This is a genomic window from Bradyrhizobium sp. 26S5, from assembly GCF_036923295.1.
Lineage (GTDB): Bacteria > Pseudomonadota > Alphaproteobacteria > Rhizobiales > Xanthobacteraceae > Bradyrhizobium > Bradyrhizobium septentrionale.
Genome location: NZ_CP145948.1, coordinates 9,191,207 through 9,209,548, shown reverse-complemented (window position 1 = coordinate 9,209,548; position 18,342 = coordinate 9,191,207). Strand labels below are relative to the sequence as shown.

Genomic DNA, 18,342 nt, shown 5'->3' with positions numbered 1-18,342 from the left:
TTAGCCCTGGAGGTGCAGGCTGTTATCGACCGAACTTTTCAAAGAGGAATTTTCGGCATTCCGCTACGGTTTTGAAGATCATGTCTGGCTTCGACGCCTCGAGGCTGGCGGGGTCGTTGAGGCCCCATGCGGCTCCGATCGCCATCATTCCAGCCGCTCTCGATGCCTCGGTATCCTCTGGCTGATCTCCGATGTGGAAACAGCTGTTCGGCGTTTCTCCAGCCTGCGACATCGCCAGAAGCAGCCCCTCGGGATCCGGCTTGCGCTTCTTCACATGATGATATCCGACGACGATATCGATAGGCCATCGGTGAGCACGAATGAAAGATCTCGGGACCATGTCGGGACTCTTCGTCACGATGGCGAGCTTCTGTCCGCGCTCGTGCAACTCGCCGAGCAACCCGTGCACCCCATCGTAGACCTTCAGGTCGGACGCGCGCGCCATCACATCCTTCCAGCGCCGGGCGGCCCGCAACGCTTCTACGGGACTCGTGTCCACGAGCGTCTGGTCGAAATCGAAGATCAGCATGTCAAAGCGCCAGAGAGCCTTGCGAAGGCGGCTTCTGCCGGTCGGCGCTGTCCGGAGGAAGCGCGGCACCGCCCACATCGTTCAGGAATCGGAGGAGACCATCGCCGTCGGAAATGGGCGTCGCCCATTTCTCGGCTATCATCATCTGATTGCCCTTGGTCTTGTCTTCCATCAGCCACTTCTCCGGATGAGAAATGCAGGCGAGCGCCCGTCGCTGCTCGCGCGCGAACCGCACGGTATGCATCGTTCCGCCCTTCACGTCGGTCTCGATGACCAACACGCCGTCCGAAAGACCACTCTGGATCCGATCCCGCTCGGCGAAGGCGGCCCGTGCGGCTGCAGTGCCCACGGGATATTCGCTCACGAGAGCACCTCCGTGATCTAGCAGGCGCGCGGCAAGATCGCGGTTCGCGGCCGGATATACCTTGTCCAGCCCGTGCGCCATGACGGCCACGCCGACGCCGGCCGCATCGAGGCAGCCTTCGTGCGCAAACGTATCGCAGCCGTGAGCCAGACCGCTCACGACCGCAAAGCTCTCCTTCGCAGCGGTCTCGCCAGAGCGCCGAGCGACCTTTTCTCCGTAATTCGTAGGTTCGCGTGTGCCCACGATCGCGACAGCCTTCGTCCGATGCAGCGCCTGGATGCTTCCCTTCACGAAAAGGACGGCTGGGGGATCGGGAATCCGTCGGAGCCGAGCGGGGTAGTCTGTGTCATGAAGAGAGTATGCGCGGATGCCGGCCTCATCTCCCTTCCGTATCTCTTCCTCGGCGCTCTGCCAGGCATCCACCAATTGATTCTCGGGGAGCTTGGCTTTCGCCAGACGGGCGACGATGAAGTCGCGATACCGGCGCACGTCCGTTTCTTCGGAACGCGCGTCGACGATACGAAGTGCACCTCTTCTGCCTACTCCGCGCAGCTTCATCAGTGCCACCAGCGCCGTGGCCGTCGTGCTGGATTCGCTCATTTTTTCGCCTTCTGCCATTCTTGGAACTTCTGCTCGCCTCTCGACCATGCGTCGTTCCAGGTGCCCGCCACGTGATCATTCGTTAGCGTTCCCCAAAACGCACGCCGCTCCGTTTTTGCGAGCGCGACGCCGTACACCTTGGTGCCGGGGTTCGCGGCTTTGATGGCTCGCGCGATGCGGTTGATAGTGCTCCCTCGAGTTATCAGATCGTCGAAAACGAACACGGTCTTCGTGGAGATCTTGCCCGACACGTATTCGGCCTTGTCCAATTCCGCTTCACGTGCGCTGGCATCGAATATCCCGTGGATCGGCTGATGGACTTTCTTGCTGAGCGCATCGCAGGTGAACTGCGCTCCGGTCGCCTTGGCCGCTTCGCCAGCGAGAATGGCAAGCGGGCCACCCGCAGCCGCCTTGGTCTCTTTCGATCCAAGAGCCGGCACGAAGGTCGCATCGGCTGCCTTCACTCCGAGTGCTCCCAACAGTTCGGACATCGATCCCTTGATCGCGACGACGCCGCCGGCAATCGCCGCTCCATCCTTAGCCTTGAAACGGTTGAAACGTGCCGTCCAAGGATCGGACCCGTCGTCCGTGATACGATAGCCGAACGTGTACGCCCCATCCAGATCGTTGCCTCCATCGAGATGCGCGAAATGCATCCATTTTCCGCACGCGGTCCATCCTGGCATGTCTTCCCCCCATTTCGCGGCTGAACCCGCGCGCCTTGCCCGGCCCTACCTTCGGTTATAGTTAGGGGAACTCTCGTCCATTGGTAGATCGATTTCAATTAGCCGTTTCGTCTAAACCCGTCCGACCGCGTTAGGGCGCGTGCAGGCGCCCGACAGCTTCTCTTTCCCAGTCCAGATACCGAGCCGGTTCGCGCCACATTTCGACCCAGGCCTGGTTCAACGTGGCGCGCACGGTGCCGGCAGCTTCCGGAACGGCCAGACTGCAGCCGATCTCTCGGGTTGCTTCGAACGCCTCGGTCACGCACGCCTCGACCAACTGTTCCGGATAACACCGGTGGTATTCCGGTGGACACTGAGGGTCCGCCCCTCTGTTGACGAGCTCCGTCCAGCGCGCCTCCACCGCGACTGCATCTTGTTCGTGGCCGAGCTTCCGCAGCGTCAATGCGATCGCGGTCATCCGCGCGGAGTCGGCGGGGTGAGAGGTCGGCCCAAGTCCCGGGAATCCAAACGGCTGTCTTGGTCGTTTGGAGTGCAGGTGCAAGTGGGCCCACGCGAAGGCCGGCCCGAGCGTGGCGGCGGCGAATACGTCGCAGAAGAATTCAGTCGTCCAGGACTCTGCCCAACAGTATTCGGCCGTTACGGACAGCTTAGCAAGGTCGGGAGGAATTTTGCCGCGCATCACGGCGGATACATCGCCCGCGAAATGCCGCGTCGAAGCATCGATGACCCGCCTGAATCTCTTTCTGAACGGTTCGAGGGTCGGGTCATGCTCGTCGGCCAGAAGCGGGTGCGCGAGCTCATGATAGAGGTCCGGTAGGTGCAGCAGGAAATTTCCCTCCGTCAGCGGCACTCGCATGACGTGGAACATCGGATCGATGCCGAAGTAACTCATGGATAGTGCCGTCACGACCGGCGCTGGCAGCGGGTAGGATATCTCCCGGCAGATCCTCGCGACTAGGGATGTCAACCGTCGATCGTCCTCGGTCGCACGGTGCAGAGCAGGCAGGGCGATGTACTCGATCAGGTCCAGGTCGTCGACGTGGCGCCGGAACAGCCGCTGCCGCACCGAGGCCGAAAAATTTCTGGCCGATCCGCCAGCGAATTCCGAGAAGCGCGTGATGTTCGTTTTCAGGCGATCCCTGGTCGTTGCAACGAGGCCCTGATATTCGGATGAGAGCGAGCGCGGAATCTTGGACAGCAGGATGCGGCCGCGTTCCGCCATCTGCCCTGCGGTCACCTCCAGGAAATCATCGAGCGTCGATGCCATGAATTCTCGCGAGCGCCGCGGAACGGCGGGTGTCGAGCAGCCGAGCGAGCGCCTCCAGCCGATCGATGGTGTCTTGTGGTCGCGGGTCGGTCCGAAGCGCCTTCGCCAGCTCGGCCCAATTATGATGCGTGGCCGTCGGGCCGAGATATCGCATCACGAGGCCGCGGGAGTCCGCCGATCCCATGTCGTCGAGTCGGCCGACAAGCTTGTGCAGACATTGTGGCTCGCGCGTCCCCGACGCGATGTCGGAAATGACGGAGTCGACGAGTTCCGCGAATTCCCTGATCTCTCCGTAGAGTCCCGCGTGCAGCCCAATGTCGCTCATGCGCGTTCCCTTCCCGGCGAGGTGCCGTATTTGAGCGCGTCCTCGTCGTATTCGGTCGCTTCGTCGCCCAGTGCGCGATCCACCAGTTTGATCGTGATGGGAAGCCGGGAGCAGTCGTCCGGTCGGCCCCAGGCGAGAACGGACAGGCGGTAGACGTCTTCGAGGCAATCCTTGAAGGTAATTCCGCCAAGGACGTAGCCGACGTGCAGAGGCTTCGAAGTCCCAGGCCGCGCGAAAGGGAGACCTGTTGTCGAAAGGTAGGCATCCGAGCCGCTGATGTAGTATTGTCCGACCGGAGGATTGTCGATCCGTGCTGCGCGGCCGCCATGATCCTTGACGTCGAACATCCGCAGCATCGAACGTTCGGTCTTCGAGATGTTCAGGATCGTCAGCGTGGCGTCTGCCCGCAGCACGCCTTCGATGCGCAGTGCCTCGATGGCTTCCGCGGCGCCGGCGCACTCCTCGGGGAAGGCCCTGCCGTCGCGGTGGATCACGATTGATCCGATCGAGCGGCCCAGGTCGTTGAACTCGGCCCGGATGATTTGCTCCAGTTGGGACTTGATCTGGGAGCTCAACAGCTTCTCGCGCTGTCGCGAAGCTTCGCAATGCAGCCGAACGGTGCGGCCGCCTTCCGAAACGACAGCGTAACCTACGGTGTGGTTCTTCACGTCGATGCCGATGGTCAGATCCGCGTGAAGCGGGTCGGTAAGCACGAAAGGCCATTTCTCGTTCGTGAGCAGCACCTTGGAAAGAGCCACGTTGCGGATGTAGCCCGAGAACTTCGAGCGACGGTCGGCGCGGACGCGATATGCCGGGTCTCCCGAGCGGTCCGCGTACTGTTCGTAGGATGCCGTACCCGTCTTGGTGTGGAGCACCGAGGCGCGGATCGCCGGTGTAAGCTTCCAGAACTCGCGGAGCACCGCCGCTTCGAGCTCGTCATGGGCGCCGCGTCCATGGCGTTGCACGTCGTGGACCATGACCGTCGCGAAACCCGGCTGCAAGCATGCCGCCCTGGCCGCGGCGAGGATCGCGTTCGCCTGGTCGGGAAACGTCCGGCCAACACCGACGTCGTTGTAAATAACAGGGTCCGGCTCATAGCCGCCATGGGGATAGAGCGCCTCGACAGCGTTCACGAGGTCTCCGATGAACCGCGCGCCCCAGCTATCGGCGACGGTCTTCGGTAGGAATAGATATTGGCGATCGAGACGGGACTGCGAGAAGAAGCCCGCATTCGGATCGCTCAGGCTGTCCGCACGCGCCTTGCCGAAATCCTGGAGCGAGACGTTGCGTGCGCCCTTCGTGCCTGTCGCCGAGAGACGAACATCGTTGCCGAAAAGCAGGTCAGGCATCGGGAATACCTGACGCGGGATCTCGACCGGCGTCGGCGAGAGTCGGATTGCCGTGCTTCCCAACTTGATCGCTTGGAGGTGGCGCTTGCACATCTCCGTGATTTTCGCGTGCCGGATGTCCGGGCGCATGATGGTGCGCCGATGTGAATCGCGCACCTCCTTGGATTCCGTGTCGTGCGTGAGATAGCACAAGGCGGCGGGTACGCCGCGCTCATTGCTCTGCCTATCGAGATAGACCACCACTGCGCCTTCGGGATCCAACTGCGCCAACTCCGGCGGGATCGGCTTCCGCGACTTCGCTTCGATGTATTCGGCGAGCGAAACCATCTTCCCTTCGTCGGGAAAGCTGTATTCGTTCACCTTGAAGTCGTGCCGTTCGAACAGAGCGATGTCGTACCACTGGTGCCCGAACCGATAGACCGCGTGACGTCCCTTGTACTTGCGGAATTCCTGACGGCCGATGCGCGCGGGCAGCGGCTTCTCGTCCACGAAGCAGCTCGTCATGTCGACGCAGAGACCGATGCCGCCGTCGCCCATTATGAGGGCGCGGACCGTGAAGCCTTCGTACCTGCCGATTCCGTTTATCACCTCGGCAGGAGATTTTTCGAAGAATGCGCCGCCCGAGTGTGGCTGCCACAGCGACAGCTTGGAATGCAGCGGACCCTGCACGAGGAAATTGATGAAGCGGGTGCAGATCCGATCGGTGTCGGGATTGCGGTTCGTGTAATCAAGGATTTGGATGCCAGGGATCGGATCGAGGCGCACGCCGGCGCGTACCATCATGAGATCGGTCGGCAGATCCGGTGCGTCTTCGGGCACTACGAGAAACACATCGCCGCCCATCTCGTAGATGTCGACCGGCGCTTTGAGCGAGGACGAGAGCCGCCGGATGATGAAATCCCTGTTCTTGAAGAAGTCGGGTGACGACGGACTGAGGCCTCGTACCCGATAGCTGCGGTACCGTGTCGCCAAGTCCTTGAGATTGGCGATCGGAAAGATGTTGGCTTCCATGCGGTTCATTGAAACGTCTCCCAGCAGGCCTTCCTAAAGGAACACCGCTCGCAGACGCGGTCGTAGGAAGCGGTCGGAAAATCGGCGACATCGAGGTCGGTGCCCGTCCGTCCCCCCATCGCCATGAGCATGGAGTTCGAGCTTTCGGCGATATATGCCTCGATTGAGGCACGGTCGGCATCGTCGAGTTCGTGTCGCCGTGTCCTGTTCAGGAGCAGCTGAACCTCGACGAGCCGGATTTCGCCGGCGGGCCACTTTACGGAAGTGGGAAAGTCCTTGTGCGGTTCGGTGCCGGCGAGTGCGATCGAATAGATACCCAGTTGCGTCGATGCGTCCATCGTACCGACCGCGTGAGCCTTCCAGTCGATGATGGCCGGCGGCTCGTCGGGGTAGAAGGCGATGAGATCTGGCACCGCGACCACGTTGACGCCGTCGAAGCGCTCGAACGAGAGCGGGCGCTGGGCGATAAGCCGTCCCGCACCGCATAACCGCTTCAGAAGACCGCCCATGGAGCACAGGTTGCGCAGGGCCGCTTCTATCTCGCTCCAAGCCGCGTCGAGTTCGGTCTGGGAGGGAGGTTCGCCGTATTCGACGCAGTGGAAGGCGGCGTACGCTTCTCCAAAGGACTTCACGCTCCGGTCCGGTTGCTTGAGCGGATGTTCGAGCGCCGTCGCAAGCTGCATGTCGTAGAGTCGTCGGGCTCGTGCGACCAGCGCTTCAGGATCGGGATATCGGCGCCTCTGCAGCAGAGGAATGACGTCGGTCTCGATGACGCGATCGACGATCGAGCCTCGCCATCCCGCAATGGTCTGAAGTTTCCCAAGAAGGTAGACTTTCCGTCGCAGTGAATCCTTCGCGGTACCGCTGGCCACGCAGTTCGCGTAGAACCACTGCCTCTGGCAGCGGCGGAAAGTCTTCGATTTCGAATACGACCACTTCATCGTGGCGTCCTGGATGTTCTCTTTCTGATGAATTCCAGATAGTCCGCCAGCGCGTCTTCTTCTTCGGGGCTCGTGGGACCCAAGCGCGCTGCCAGTCGGATAGCGTCGGACGGCATGGCGCCCGACTCAGGCACAGGATAACCCGCCGCGATCATGAATGCCGAATATGGCACTCCATATAGTTGGGCGAGCGTGTGGAGAACATTCGGAGAAGGCGACTTGATTCGGTCATTTTCGAGCTGCGACAGATAGGCGTTGGAGACGCCGGTCGCACGTTCGACGTCGCGGAGTGTCAGGCCCTCCCGCTCCCTCGCCGATGTCAGCGCTTTGCCAAGTTTAGTCATGCGGAATACTCTCTGCAATGGATAGCAAGCGTCTGCTAAGTTTGTCAAGCAATAGTGGCTTTCGCGGGAATATTGTTGGCTACGGGCCTGGAACACTGGAGGCCGATGCCTATGTGCTAGTTGTCAGGGCCGTCGCGAGACATGCGACAAGAGCCGTCCGGGGTAACCCGGGCTGAATTGCTCGCCGAACGAGCAGCCGCTGGCCGAACTCACGGAGCGACGTATCCGTGGGCGAGGTCGTCGGCTATGCGGTCTCCGGCCCCTCGTCCCTCTCCCAACGACCGTGGAGATAGACGATGACGAAAATTCTCAAATTTCCAGACATGTTTCTTCGGCCGGTCCGAGTTCGCACGGGCCGGCGCCACGATGTGTCAATCCGTGTTCTCGATCACTTGCGGCCTGAGGATGCCCGCTGGAGGGCGCAATTCGCCGTCGCACGGGCCCCGCCTCCTTCCGTGCGCTTCTCGGCTTCACGGATGCCGCAGCGGCCGCAGGGCGGTGGCACACATTTGAGGTCGGCAGGACCTTCCGCATTCGCCGGTTCTTGCGCGACGTGGAAGAACTCGTGTCAGGCGGACGCTTGATGGTGAAGATAGACGGTCGGACGGTGCTGTCCGATCCCGAAAAGGAGAGAGCCAAGCTGGTGGTCTGAAGACCCGGCGCGCGGCCGCGTTGAGCGAGCCGCGCAAAGTCTTTCGGCGATGTTCCCAGTCGACGTATCCGCCCGAGCAACGGTCGTTCGATTCGAAGTACTACATAGGAACGAAGTTCGGACAGGGCATCCACGAGAAGGTTTGAACCTATTGACGCGTACGATACCGAGCAACTTCGATTTCTTCGCCGGCTGAAACTACACCAAGTTCGGCCACTACTTTGAGTGGAAATTGACCAACTGGACGGGCGCTTTCGATTGAGACGCTTCCTCCCGCCTTCGCGACCAGAGACTGCAGGCGTTCGAATTCGCTGCACCAAATAGTTTCCATGTCCCGATCCCGTCCGGCGTCACGAGCCTCGGTGGGATCTCCAATGCCGACCGCTCTCACCTGCATAATGTCCGCCTGCGATCCGGCAGAAAGTTCGACCCCATATCCTGGATTGGCTGGCTTTCGGAGAACGACCCGGCCGCCCGAGACCCAAGCCGTCATCATACCCTCGGAGACCTCATAACCGAGGCTCGCGAGCCCTTCCAAGACGGCGCGTCGCCGCTCCTCCGCAGCCATGGAGCGGACCTCGGCCTCGATCAATAAATCGGCACGTTTGACGAGTTCCTGATCATTGGCGCCGGACCTCGCGATGGCCTTCTCGATCTCGACGCGCAGCGCGGCCGCTTCGGCCGATTTCATTTCCGACAGTTCGGCATGCCGCTCAGCAAGATCCCGTTCAAGGCGCGCGCGCTCGCGTCCGCTCTTGATCGCAGAGGTGAGATCGAGTAGCAGGCTGTCAGCAACAAGCGCCTGCCGCGCGCGCGGCTCCGCCTCGAGAGCCGCGATGCGGGCGGAAAAGGGACTAGGATCGATCCCTAGGCCAGCAAGTTCGCCAAGGAGTTTATCCACCTTCAAAAGCGCCTGATCGTCGTTTGCGCCGGTTTGCCGGGAAGTCCACTCCTCAAGAGTGATACGGCGGTCGCCGGCACCGAGCCGGTCAGCGAGCGCCCGCTGACGCTCGGAGATGCCTTCGGCGCGGTCCGTTGGCTGAAGCAGCATCAGCCCCTTGCTGACAGCTTTGTTGAGGCTCTCGGCGGACGTCGCCGGGGTCGTAAGCTCGCGTCGAAGATCGACCGGAATCTCGATGCGAGAAGTTTCGAATTTCACGAGCAGTGCCTGGGCGGCAGACTTGGCACGTCTCAGATCGCCCTTGCGCTTCGCTTCAGATTCTGCGGCCTTTTCCGCGCGTAGCTCGGCATCGGCGTTCAAATATGAGATCTCGGCTATGACCTGCTTCTGAAGGTCTGTGAACCTGTCCGCGTCCAGCATACGGCGAATTTCGTCGCGTCGAGCGATGACCCGGTCGACATCGGATTGATCGACCGTCCCGTTGCGTTGGCAGGTCGAAGTCCAAAATTCGACGGCCGCATCCAAGCGCGCCAAGCTGCGGCGGCAAATTGAGATGATTTCCGCACGAGTGACTATTCGGAAGGCTTTCGGACCACTCATTGGTATCCTCCTCCGTTGTGAAGAGCATTCTCGACAGCTTCCTTGAGGCGTTGGCGCTCTTCGTCTCCGGCATGGGTCCAGGCGTAGGACGAGACGCGGTGAATGAACGGGACGGCTCCATTCAGAACTTTTGGACGCCAGACCTCGCGCGCTCGCGCTCTTTGGAGTAACAAATGCCGCGGAGCGTCGCACTCCACACCTAGCGCATATAGACCCGTGCGAGGATCGGTGATCGCGAAATCAAGGCTGAATGCGCCGGCGTCGCGCGCTTTGGCCGGCTTCCATCCGTTGGTCTCCAGGAATTTCTCGACGGATTTCGTGAAGCCATCGTCCACGCGGCTTTCATATTCGCGATCCGCGCCCTTTTCCGTCACGAGGCGTTCGAGCAAGGTCCTGCCGGAGTCTGCCGATCCCTCCGAAACGGTACGTGCGTATTCCAGGTAACCCTGAAGATAGTCCCGAGGTACACGCGGTCCGCTGCGTCGGGTCAGGAGGTCGGAAATCTCGGATACCGGCATGGACGTGACGATTACGACCTTTTCTCTTGCCCTGGTCACGGCCACGTTCAAGCGCCGCTCGCCGCCGGCCTGACCGAGTGCTCCGAAGCTCTTGCGGAACACGCCATGCTCATTGCGTCCGAAAGTGGTCGAGAATACGATGATGTCGCGTTCGTCGCCCTGAACGTTCTCCACGTTCTTGACGAAGAAGCCCATATCCTCGCCGCCTTCGACGCGCTCACGCTCCCGCATCAAGGCATCGCGAAACGCTTCGTCGTTTTCGGCACGCTCTTCCAGCGCATCCTCGATTGCGTCCGCCTGCTTGCGATTGAATGTCACGACACCGACTGATGGCGGCGAAGCGTCCTCCCAGAGGCTGCGGAGATACTCGACCACATCGGAGGCTTCCTTGGGATTGGTCTGGTTCTTGTAGATGCCGTCCGAGCGGAGAACCTCGATAGGCTTGATCCTCCGGATCGTTTCGTCGGGGTGGCGAACCGGCACACTGAGACCGTTCGCGTAGAACGAAGCGTTCGAAAACGAGATGAGCTCGCGGTATTTCGAACGATAGTGGACCTGCAGGGTTCGACTTTGGAGGGCAGAGCGCGCAAGCTGGAGTAGGTCGGGACAATCTTTGATCTCCCGCCGATTCCACGTTTCCGCGAAGGCTTCGCGTTCCTCTTCGGTCGCTTCTTCCTCCGGCTCCTCGCCATCGAAGATTGCCGCTTCGTCGTTCTCAACCTTGCTCGCGAAGAATGTCGTGGGCGGCATCTGCTTCTCGTCGCCGCTCACGATCACGATCTTGCTCCGGAATAGCGATGGCAGCGCATATTCCACCGGCATCTGGGAGGCTTCGTCGAAAATAACGGTATCGAACGTGCCGGGACGCGCCTGCAGCACGCGGCTCGCGATGTCGGGAGTCATCAGCCAAACCGGTCGCAGCGCGAAAAGGCCAAGCGGAGCGGCTTTCTCGATGAACTCTCGAAGTCGCAACGCCCTCGGTCCGCGAAGTCGAGTGATCGGTTCCCACTCTCGCGTTGGGTGGACGCGGCTGACGTCGATGCCGTGGATCAGAAGCTCCCTGTTGCAATCCCTGATCTGCGCGTCGGCTTCGGCAAGCGACGTCACCTTCGCTTCGACCGCTCCGCTATCGAGGAGGACCTCCGGATTGGCGGCTTCCATCGCGCTCTTCCAGGCCAGCCGCGCCTCCCGCCCGATGGTTGCACGGATGCAAGAATCAAGATCGCCGGTACCGATCGGCGAGAGTTCAGCTTCCTTCGAGCGAAGAGTGCGGAAGATAGCGCGTTCCTTGTCGCCGAGACGAACGGAGCGGAGCCGAAATTCCTGGTAGGGCACCAGCATCGGTAACGCTTGGAGTATTTCGGCGAGGGCGGCCTCGTTTGACCGGCCGCCGTCGATCGTCACGCGTCGCGATTCGATCCAACCCGCGTCAATATATCGGGCAAGATCATCCAGCGCCGCATGGCTTTGCTGCCGGACATCCTGTCTTTTGAGGGCACGATCCGCCCGCCCGAAGAACCAGTCGATCCCTTCGACCTTTCCGGTCATGGCTGCCCGGTCGAGCTCAGCCCGGTTGGGGCAGTCGTCGATGACGGTCACGAGGTTGTGGACGACCGCAAGTATCGAATGCAGGTTCCTGGAAAATTCGGCGAGTTGGCCGGGAGCAACGTCGTGATCGGGAGCCTTGCCGAAAAGCGCGGTGAGATATCCGGCCAACTGCGTTCTCAGCGGCCTGAGCGCCAACTCCAGTTCGGCCCCGCGATGGAAAAACGAGATGGCTCGGTCGTCGTTGGCAAAACTCATGGTCGTCAGCAGAGCGCGAAGACGACGTTTTCGAAACCAACGCATGGGATTGATCATTGCCAATCCCTTCGCTGGCTGGAGTACTGCTGCCGCCATTTCCGAAGTGGATCTTAGCTCATCGTCGTGGACTCCCACCAGTTTCCGAATCTGCTCCGGCAGGTGGGCCGATGGATCAAGCGAAGCGAGGCGTTCCTCAAGCCAAACGAGGCCGGCGAGCATATTCGTGCCCTTGGACCCGCCGCCCTCGGGACTCCTAAAAATAGGAAGCCAGCGTCCGAGATTGGCGCAGAGGCCCTCGCTGATCGACCGAAGCCTTTCGGCCGTCCGAAGCCATTGTCTGAAGGCGTCAAAATCTGAAATCTTCAACGAGTCCGCGGTCTCCGCTTCCGCGTTCTCGCGTCCTGCCTCTAAGTCCGAGAAGGCACGAAGGGATGTACGGAACTCCTCCGCCGTTCCGCGATCCGGGTTGAAGACCTTGAGAGAGGATAGGGGATTGCCCTCGAATTTGGCCGGAAGCCAATATCTCGCAAGCGGTCCGCAATTCTCCTCGACCGTTGCGATGTCTGACGGATGCAAATCCGATAGTAGCGAGCGAAGCGCCGGCGCATCGATTGGCTTCGGCTCGTTTTCCTCGATGGCCAGGAGTTCGCCGAGCAATGACCGATAGCTCAATCCCGTCCGATTTTCGACTTCGTGCAAGGCGGCCTGTTGACGATCGAGTTCCGCTTCGAGCACGTCGATGCGAGCCGCCAATCGTTCGCGATCGCGCTTCCAGGCGGGCGAGCCGCCCGCGGGACGACCATGCAGGGCTTCGACCTGGGAACGGATCGAGCTGACGATAGCCTCGCGATCTCGCGTCGCATCCGTGATCATGACGAAGCGGTCACCAAGCCGCTCTCTTTCGAGGCGCTTCCTGACGACGTCGATTGCCGGTTGCTTCTGGCAAATCACAAGCAGCGATTTGCCCCTGCCGATCGCGTCCGCCACCATATTGACGATGGTTTGGCTTTTGCCCGTCCCCGGTGGCCCCTCAATAACGAGGCCTGGTGCCTGTCGAGCTTCGATCACCGCCGCCTCCTGGGAGGGATCGCTGTCGGCCGTGAAGTAGCGATCGATCTCCCGTACCGGGGCTGGCGGCGCCGACTTTTGATCCGTGAGACGGAGTGCTGCCTCGAGCGCGGTCGCCGTGGGCGGCATTCCTCTCAAGAGCTGGAGATCCTTCATGACCGCCTGCCCCATAAAGGCGAGATGGAACAGCACGGCTGCCGGCACGACTTGTCGTTCGTGCGAGCCGACCTTCACGTCCTTCCCGGGAAGGGGTGTCAACTCGCTTCCCATCGGCGTGGCGAGCTGGCTGAACGCGTCCATCACATCCTGAGCCGTAAGGCTGCCGCGGGTGAGCAGCTCGTCCGCCGCTTCCTGCCATCGTCTTGCTTCGGGAATTCCCACCATGCCTTCGAGGGCTGGGTTGACGACGACGTGTTCGGCTTCCGTCTCGGCGTTCTTTTCGCGTCCGTACCCGATCGTAACATGACCGCGGTTTCCAACTTCGGGCGACACGCTGACTGGCCAGAGCAGGACGGGCGCGATCCTCGGCTTCGTGTTCGGCTTCCCGTCTCGCATGAGGAGGAACGGAAACCCCATGTATAGACCGTCGATCCCGGTATCTCGCTTGTAGAGCAGCGCATGCGAATGGAGAGACCGCAGTCTGCGTTCCAGTCCCTCGTTCTCGGAAAACGCGGCAGGATCGACGTTCACTGCTCGACCCGCTCTGGCCAAAAGAAGACTAAGGATTTCCGATCCCGGCAGTCGCGGCGTATTCAGCTCGGTCAGATCTATTCTCGCGGTTTTGCCGATGAGCATCCGCGTCAGCGGCCCGCGCAGTACGCCGCCTGATATTCTTTTTGCGAAAAAATCTAGAATGGTCGAAACGTATCCTTGTTTCGGAAGTGGTTTCCACGTGTCTTTGGGAATCGAGAGAAGTGCGAGCGCTCGACCGATCGGCATGCGTCGGTCAAGACGAAATTCGTCGGCCCACTCATCGATCGTCGAAATTCCGCACCTGGCGAAATTTTGTATACGCTCGTCGACGGCCTGGTAGATTTCACGACGAGGCCGCGCGAGTCGCGCCGCAGCCTCCTCCTTCGAAAAGGCGCTCAAGCCTGCCGATGAAGCCTGCTTGGCTGCCTCCTCGATCACCTCCTCCACCGAGCGGAATTGGCTCGGCGATGCGCTGAGGAGAATTATCAGATCCTCTTCGGCCGACTGTCGCCGCTCCACGAGCGAAACGATGCCCGCGTGGTCGGTGTCGGGAAGCAGCCTCCGCTTCTCCCCCCACAGAGCCGACAAACGGGCCATCGACGTCGAGAGGAGGTGCACGCGAAGCAGGTCCTCCTCGACTTCGATATCGAGTTGTTCCAGGCGCTTCCGGACAGTCTCGGCGCGCAGTTTCAGGCGCCAAAGCAAATCGTCCGCATCGACCTTTCGAAGAAGATCTGGAGCCGGGCCAGTGATGAGGCTGAAGCCGTCGCCGGGATGGTCGAGCAGCCAGCCTGGGGTAACAATGTTTCCCCGGACAATCAAAGGCATGGACGGGTTCAGTGTCTTCAACGAGATCGATAACTTCAGATCTTCGTTCAGTTCCTCGACCCGTGCGAACTGTCGCAGCGCCGCGGGCACTTTGGCATCGAAGCCCGCCTCCGTAGCCCAGGTTGCCACCGCTCCTCGCAGTAGAAGGCCTCTTGCCTCATCCCAGTTGGATGCTTCGGCAGCGGCAAGAGCGAACGAGCCGGCCGACCTGTACTGCTTGCCGCCGAGCGTGATGGATGCCCGACCCTCTGCTTCGCCGGCTTTTTGTCCTGCAGGCGCCGACACTGCTTCGCCCGCCAGCCAGGCCTGAACTTCCTTCCATTGCCACCGCTGACGGCGATCACTTGCGAGAAGGCCTCGAAGAAGCAGGTCCATGGAAGGATCCAGATTCTCCGGCAACGGCACGCCGTTGGTCAGCACGTGGATCAGGAAGGCATGCTCGTTGATGCCTTCGAAGCAGGCTCCTGCGGTGATCCGCTCCAGCAGGATCATCCCCAGGCTCCACCAGTCCGAAGCCGCCGCTACGCCGCCCGCAATCGCTTCAGGCGCCATGTAGCGGGTCGTTTCAAGCGGAGAGGCGATGTCGAGATCGAATTCCGAGAGTCGTGCGGAGCCAAAGCTGCCGATAGCGAGGTCGAGCGGATCCCGGGAGCGGACGAAAATGGTGGAAGGACGGAGGTCTCTGTGGCGCAGGCCTGCCTCGGTAAGCGAATGTACGGCTCGGGCAAGTTCGCTGATGAACCTCTCAAGCGCCGTCCGATCGCCGACATCCAGCGACAGATCCGCGATAGTGCCGCCCGGGAATTCTTCTACGACCTCATAAGCGCGCTCGCACCATCGACCGGTCGCGATTATTTCCGCGACGTGAGCGCGCGGAAGTTTTCGCAGCAGATCGTAGATCGCTCCGTCCGGTTCCGACGCGGTCGCATATAGCGTAAGCGCTCCGCGACGTCCGCTGGAGTCCTGCACCGCCGTATAGCGTTCACGGACCGTACTCGACGACTCGATCCTATCGAGAAGACGCCAGCCGTCGATGATTGTCTCGGTCGGCGATGGTTCGGTATCTGGCTCGGGTTGTGGAGCGGGCGGGGCCGGTTCGTCGAGAATTTCTCCGCAGGTGCTGCAGATGAGATCGCCCGGCGAATTGGCGTGCCCGTTGCGACAAGTCGGATTGGATGGCGTGGGCGCGGGAGGGACAGGCTCAGGTTGCGGAAGGCCAGGTGGCGTCACATCGACCGACGACAGATCCCATCCGCAATTGTGACCATCGACAGTGCCTTCGCAGAAGTACTCAGTGACGGGACGTTCGGTTTGGCAGTTTGGGCAAAGTCTAATCATGCCGGGCGAGCCCGCATGGAAGGAATGCGCTTGTCCTCGGAGGTGTCGAGTGTCGATCCATGGCTTTCGAGTAATTCCTGCAGTCTGCGAAAATCATTGCGCGCGGGTATACCGGCAAACCAGACGTCGCCGTTTTCGTCGAACATGACGTCAACGGACAGATCCCGCTCGTCGGCCAGGCGCTCGAAGCTGGCGAACCGGGCGCGGCCTTTTTCCGTGATGAAGTGAAGTTCTTGATTGTCGCTTCCTCGCAGAGCAAGTGTCTGCTTTTCCTCGAAGTCGAAAGGCCCTGTAACGAGGGCATCGATCGTGCCAGGGCACGTGCCAACCGTGTCTCGGATGTATGCCCACGGGTATCCGGTGAACACGAGTATGTCAGTCTCGGTCTTCGACCTGATTCGTGCCGTTAGTTCCAACAGCGCGTCGGGTTGATCGAAAGGCTCGCCTCCGGAGATGGTGATGCCGTCGGCATTCGAGATCCATGGAATGATGGAATTCACGACTTCTTCGACCGTCGTGCTTCCCCGTCCTTCGGCCCACGTATCCATGGAAATGCAGCCCGGACAACGGATGGAGCAACCTTGAAACCAAATGCCGAGCCTTCGTCCGGGTCCTAAAGTCGTCACGGGAAAATGGATACGCGATACGGAGATGCGAGCCGTCATCTCTAAGGCTCGCTTTCGAGCCGAAGCGTCGATGATGCACTGGTTTGAACTTCCAAAACCCGAAATCGGCTTCCTGCTTCTGCGCCGCTATCGAACAGACCGCGCGAAAGCGGGTTGATGAGGTGGGCTTCGACCTGATTACGTATGCCGCGACCGCCGTTCGAAAGATCCGCCAGACACAAAGCACGCAGCGTCGCGCGGGCCTGCTCCGACAGTGTGACATCGTAGCCTAGCGATTTGACGTCGTTTAGCAGGTTGTCCACCATCTGATCGAAGATTTCGTTGGCGACATCTCCGCGAATGAAATCGAAGACGATCACGTTCTCGCCGATGCGATTCAGGATTTCCGGACGGTTGAGCACTTGCTTGAAGTGCTTTTCGATCTCGTTGCGGACCTTGCGCTTGACCGCATCGAACGTCTCCTCGGGCGTCACGTTCGCGATCCGCTCGCCCGTGGGGCCGGGAGTGTAGATACCGAGATTGGACGTGAAGACGATGAACGCTTCGGAGAAGTAGACGCGATCCCCTCGTCCCGAGGTGAGAACGCCGTCGTCCAGGATCTGAAGGAATTTATCGAGGATTCGCGGGTGTGCCTTCTCGATCTCGTCGAAAAGGACGACGCTGAATGGCTTTTCCCGGATCGCGTTCGTGAGCTCGCCGCCGACGTCGTAGCCAACGTAACCGGGCGGGGCTCCGATCAAGCGCTGATCGGAATGCTCGGCGCTGAACTCGGACATGTCGAAGCGGATGTATGCGCTGTCGTCGCCGAAGAGCAGGCTCGTGATTGTCTTCGCGAGTTCCGTCTTGCCGACTCCGGTGGGGCCGGCGAGGAAGGCGACGCCCCTCGGTCGGCCTCCCCTCGGCGATTGCCCGATGCCGGTGACGGCGCGTTTCACGATGTCGAGCATGTGAGTGACGGCGTGCGCCTGCCCCTTCACGCGGCGCCTCACGAACTCGTCCGCCGAGCTGATCTTGTCGTGGCTTATTTTGCGCCACGGGTCTTCGGTGACGCCGACCTTGAACCGCCGAACCGCATCGGAGATGCGATCGAACGGGACGTTTTCGCTTCGGGAGAGCTGTGCGATCGCGCTGAGGTCGAGAAGCAGGAGTCCTTCGGTTTCGTCGACGAATCCATTCGTCGACTTCTCCAAGTCGGCCGGCGCGGCATTTTGAGCGCCGGGCAGTCCCCGCATCAACGAACTGATCATGGTCCGCCTGGCCAGGTGATCGGGCCGACCGATCGGTATGTGCCGAATTCGTGGATTGCCGACCAGGAACCAGTCGGGAAGGTCTCCTTCCTTGTCCACGATCCAAATCACCGTGTTGAAAAATGGCTGACGACGATCGCCTGCCGGGCGCGCGCGCGCAGAATGGGAGAGGATCAATGCGCGCGAAAATAGCTGATGTTCGGCAGGAGAGAGGGCCTCGCTGCGAGTGATCAAGCGCGACGCGAAGTCGATGATGAGAGCCGAGGGTGGGCCGTCAGACGGAACATGCCTTTCGAGAGCCGAGGCCAATAGATCGATGCCGCCGGCGGCGACCCCGTTCGCAAGCGAAAGCCCAAGATGCGTCAGAAAGCTATCGTCGGCGGGTTCGAGGGCTCTAAAGCCGTTCAAAAGATCGAAGCTCGCGATCCGGCTATAGCCGGCGTCCTTCAGGGCGTCCGGCAATGCTCGGGCGAGGGATACCGATGTGACCTGGCCGGGTGCGGCCTCATGGATCTGGAGGTCTCTGGTATTGCCCGACAGGACGAATTGGCTTCGCAAGGGCAGAAACCGGAGCAAATCGCGCAGCCATCTCGCCTTCTCGACCGTACCTGCCCCCACCGAATTGACCCCCGTCCACACTCTTTGCGCGACT

At 60.9% G+C, this 18,342-nt stretch carries 12 protein-coding genes; all 12 read right to left on the bottom strand.

Features of this window, described 5'->3' with window-relative positions; genetic code table 11:
- Positions 1-22: 22 nt before the first annotated feature.
- Positions 23-529: an HAD-IA family hydrolase gene (locus V5279_RS43415; RefSeq protein ID WP_338693228.1), complete on the bottom strand. Its 507-nt coding sequence runs from the start codon at positions 527-529 to the stop codon at positions 23-25.
- 1 nt (position 530) lies between these two features.
- Positions 531-1,511, bottom strand: coding sequence for a DNA-processing protein DprA (locus V5279_RS43410; protein WP_338693226.1), 981 nt, complete (start codon positions 1,509-1,511; stop codon positions 531-533).
- Complete coding sequence (locus V5279_RS43405; protein ID WP_338693224.1) at positions 1,490-2,149, bottom strand: hypothetical protein; 660 nt, start codon at positions 2,147-2,149, stop codon at positions 1,490-1,492. The genes V5279_RS43410 and V5279_RS43405 overlap by 22 nt, the downstream gene beginning before the upstream one ends.
- A gap of 160 nt (positions 2,150-2,309) precedes the next feature.
- Positions 2,310-3,446, bottom strand: a complete 1,137-nt coding sequence (locus tag V5279_RS43400) for a hypothetical protein (RefSeq protein WP_338693222.1) — start codon at positions 3,444-3,446, stop codon at positions 2,310-2,312.
- Complete coding sequence (locus V5279_RS43395; protein ID WP_338693220.1) at positions 3,427-3,771, bottom strand: hypothetical protein; 345 nt, start codon at positions 3,769-3,771, stop codon at positions 3,427-3,429. The genes V5279_RS43400 and V5279_RS43395 overlap by 20 nt, the downstream gene beginning before the upstream one ends.
- Positions 3,768-6,131 carry a hypothetical protein gene (locus tag V5279_RS43390; protein WP_338693218.1) on the bottom strand — a complete coding sequence of 788 codons (2,364 nt, stop codon included), beginning with the start codon at positions 6,129-6,131 and terminating at the stop codon, positions 3,768-3,770. The genes V5279_RS43395 and V5279_RS43390 overlap by 4 nt, the downstream gene beginning before the upstream one ends.
- A 5-nt stretch (positions 6,132-6,136) precedes the next feature.
- Positions 6,137-7,072, bottom strand: a complete 936-nt coding sequence (locus tag V5279_RS43385) for a PD-(D/E)XK nuclease family protein (protein WP_338693216.1) — start codon at positions 7,070-7,072, stop codon at positions 6,137-6,139.
- The gene (locus V5279_RS43380; RefSeq protein ID WP_338693214.1) at positions 7,069-7,416 is read right to left on the bottom strand and encodes a helix-turn-helix transcriptional regulator; all 348 of its coding nucleotides are present in this window, start codon (positions 7,414-7,416) and stop codon (positions 7,069-7,071) included. Before V5279_RS43380 ends, V5279_RS43385 begins: the two co-directional genes overlap by 4 nt.
- 800 nt (positions 7,417-8,216) lie before the next feature.
- Positions 8,217-9,569, bottom strand: a complete 1,353-nt coding sequence (locus V5279_RS43375) for a hypothetical protein (RefSeq protein WP_338693212.1) — start codon at positions 9,567-9,569, stop codon at positions 8,217-8,219.
- A complete protein-coding gene (locus tag V5279_RS43370) occupies positions 9,566-15,817 on the bottom strand; it encodes an AAA domain-containing protein (protein ID WP_338693210.1) in 6,252 nt (2,083 codons plus the stop codon). The genes V5279_RS43375 and V5279_RS43370 overlap by 4 nt, the downstream gene beginning before the upstream one ends.
- Complete coding sequence (locus tag V5279_RS43365; protein ID WP_338693208.1) at positions 15,814-16,482, bottom strand: 4Fe-4S single cluster domain-containing protein; 669 nt, start codon at positions 16,480-16,482, stop codon at positions 15,814-15,816. Before V5279_RS43365 ends, V5279_RS43370 begins: the two co-directional genes overlap by 4 nt.
- A 2-nt stretch (positions 16,483-16,484) precedes the next feature.
- Positions 16,485-18,308, bottom strand: coding sequence for an AAA family ATPase (locus V5279_RS43360; RefSeq protein ID WP_338693206.1), 1,824 nt, complete (start codon positions 18,306-18,308; stop codon positions 16,485-16,487).
- Positions 18,309-18,342: the final 34 nt, after the last annotated feature.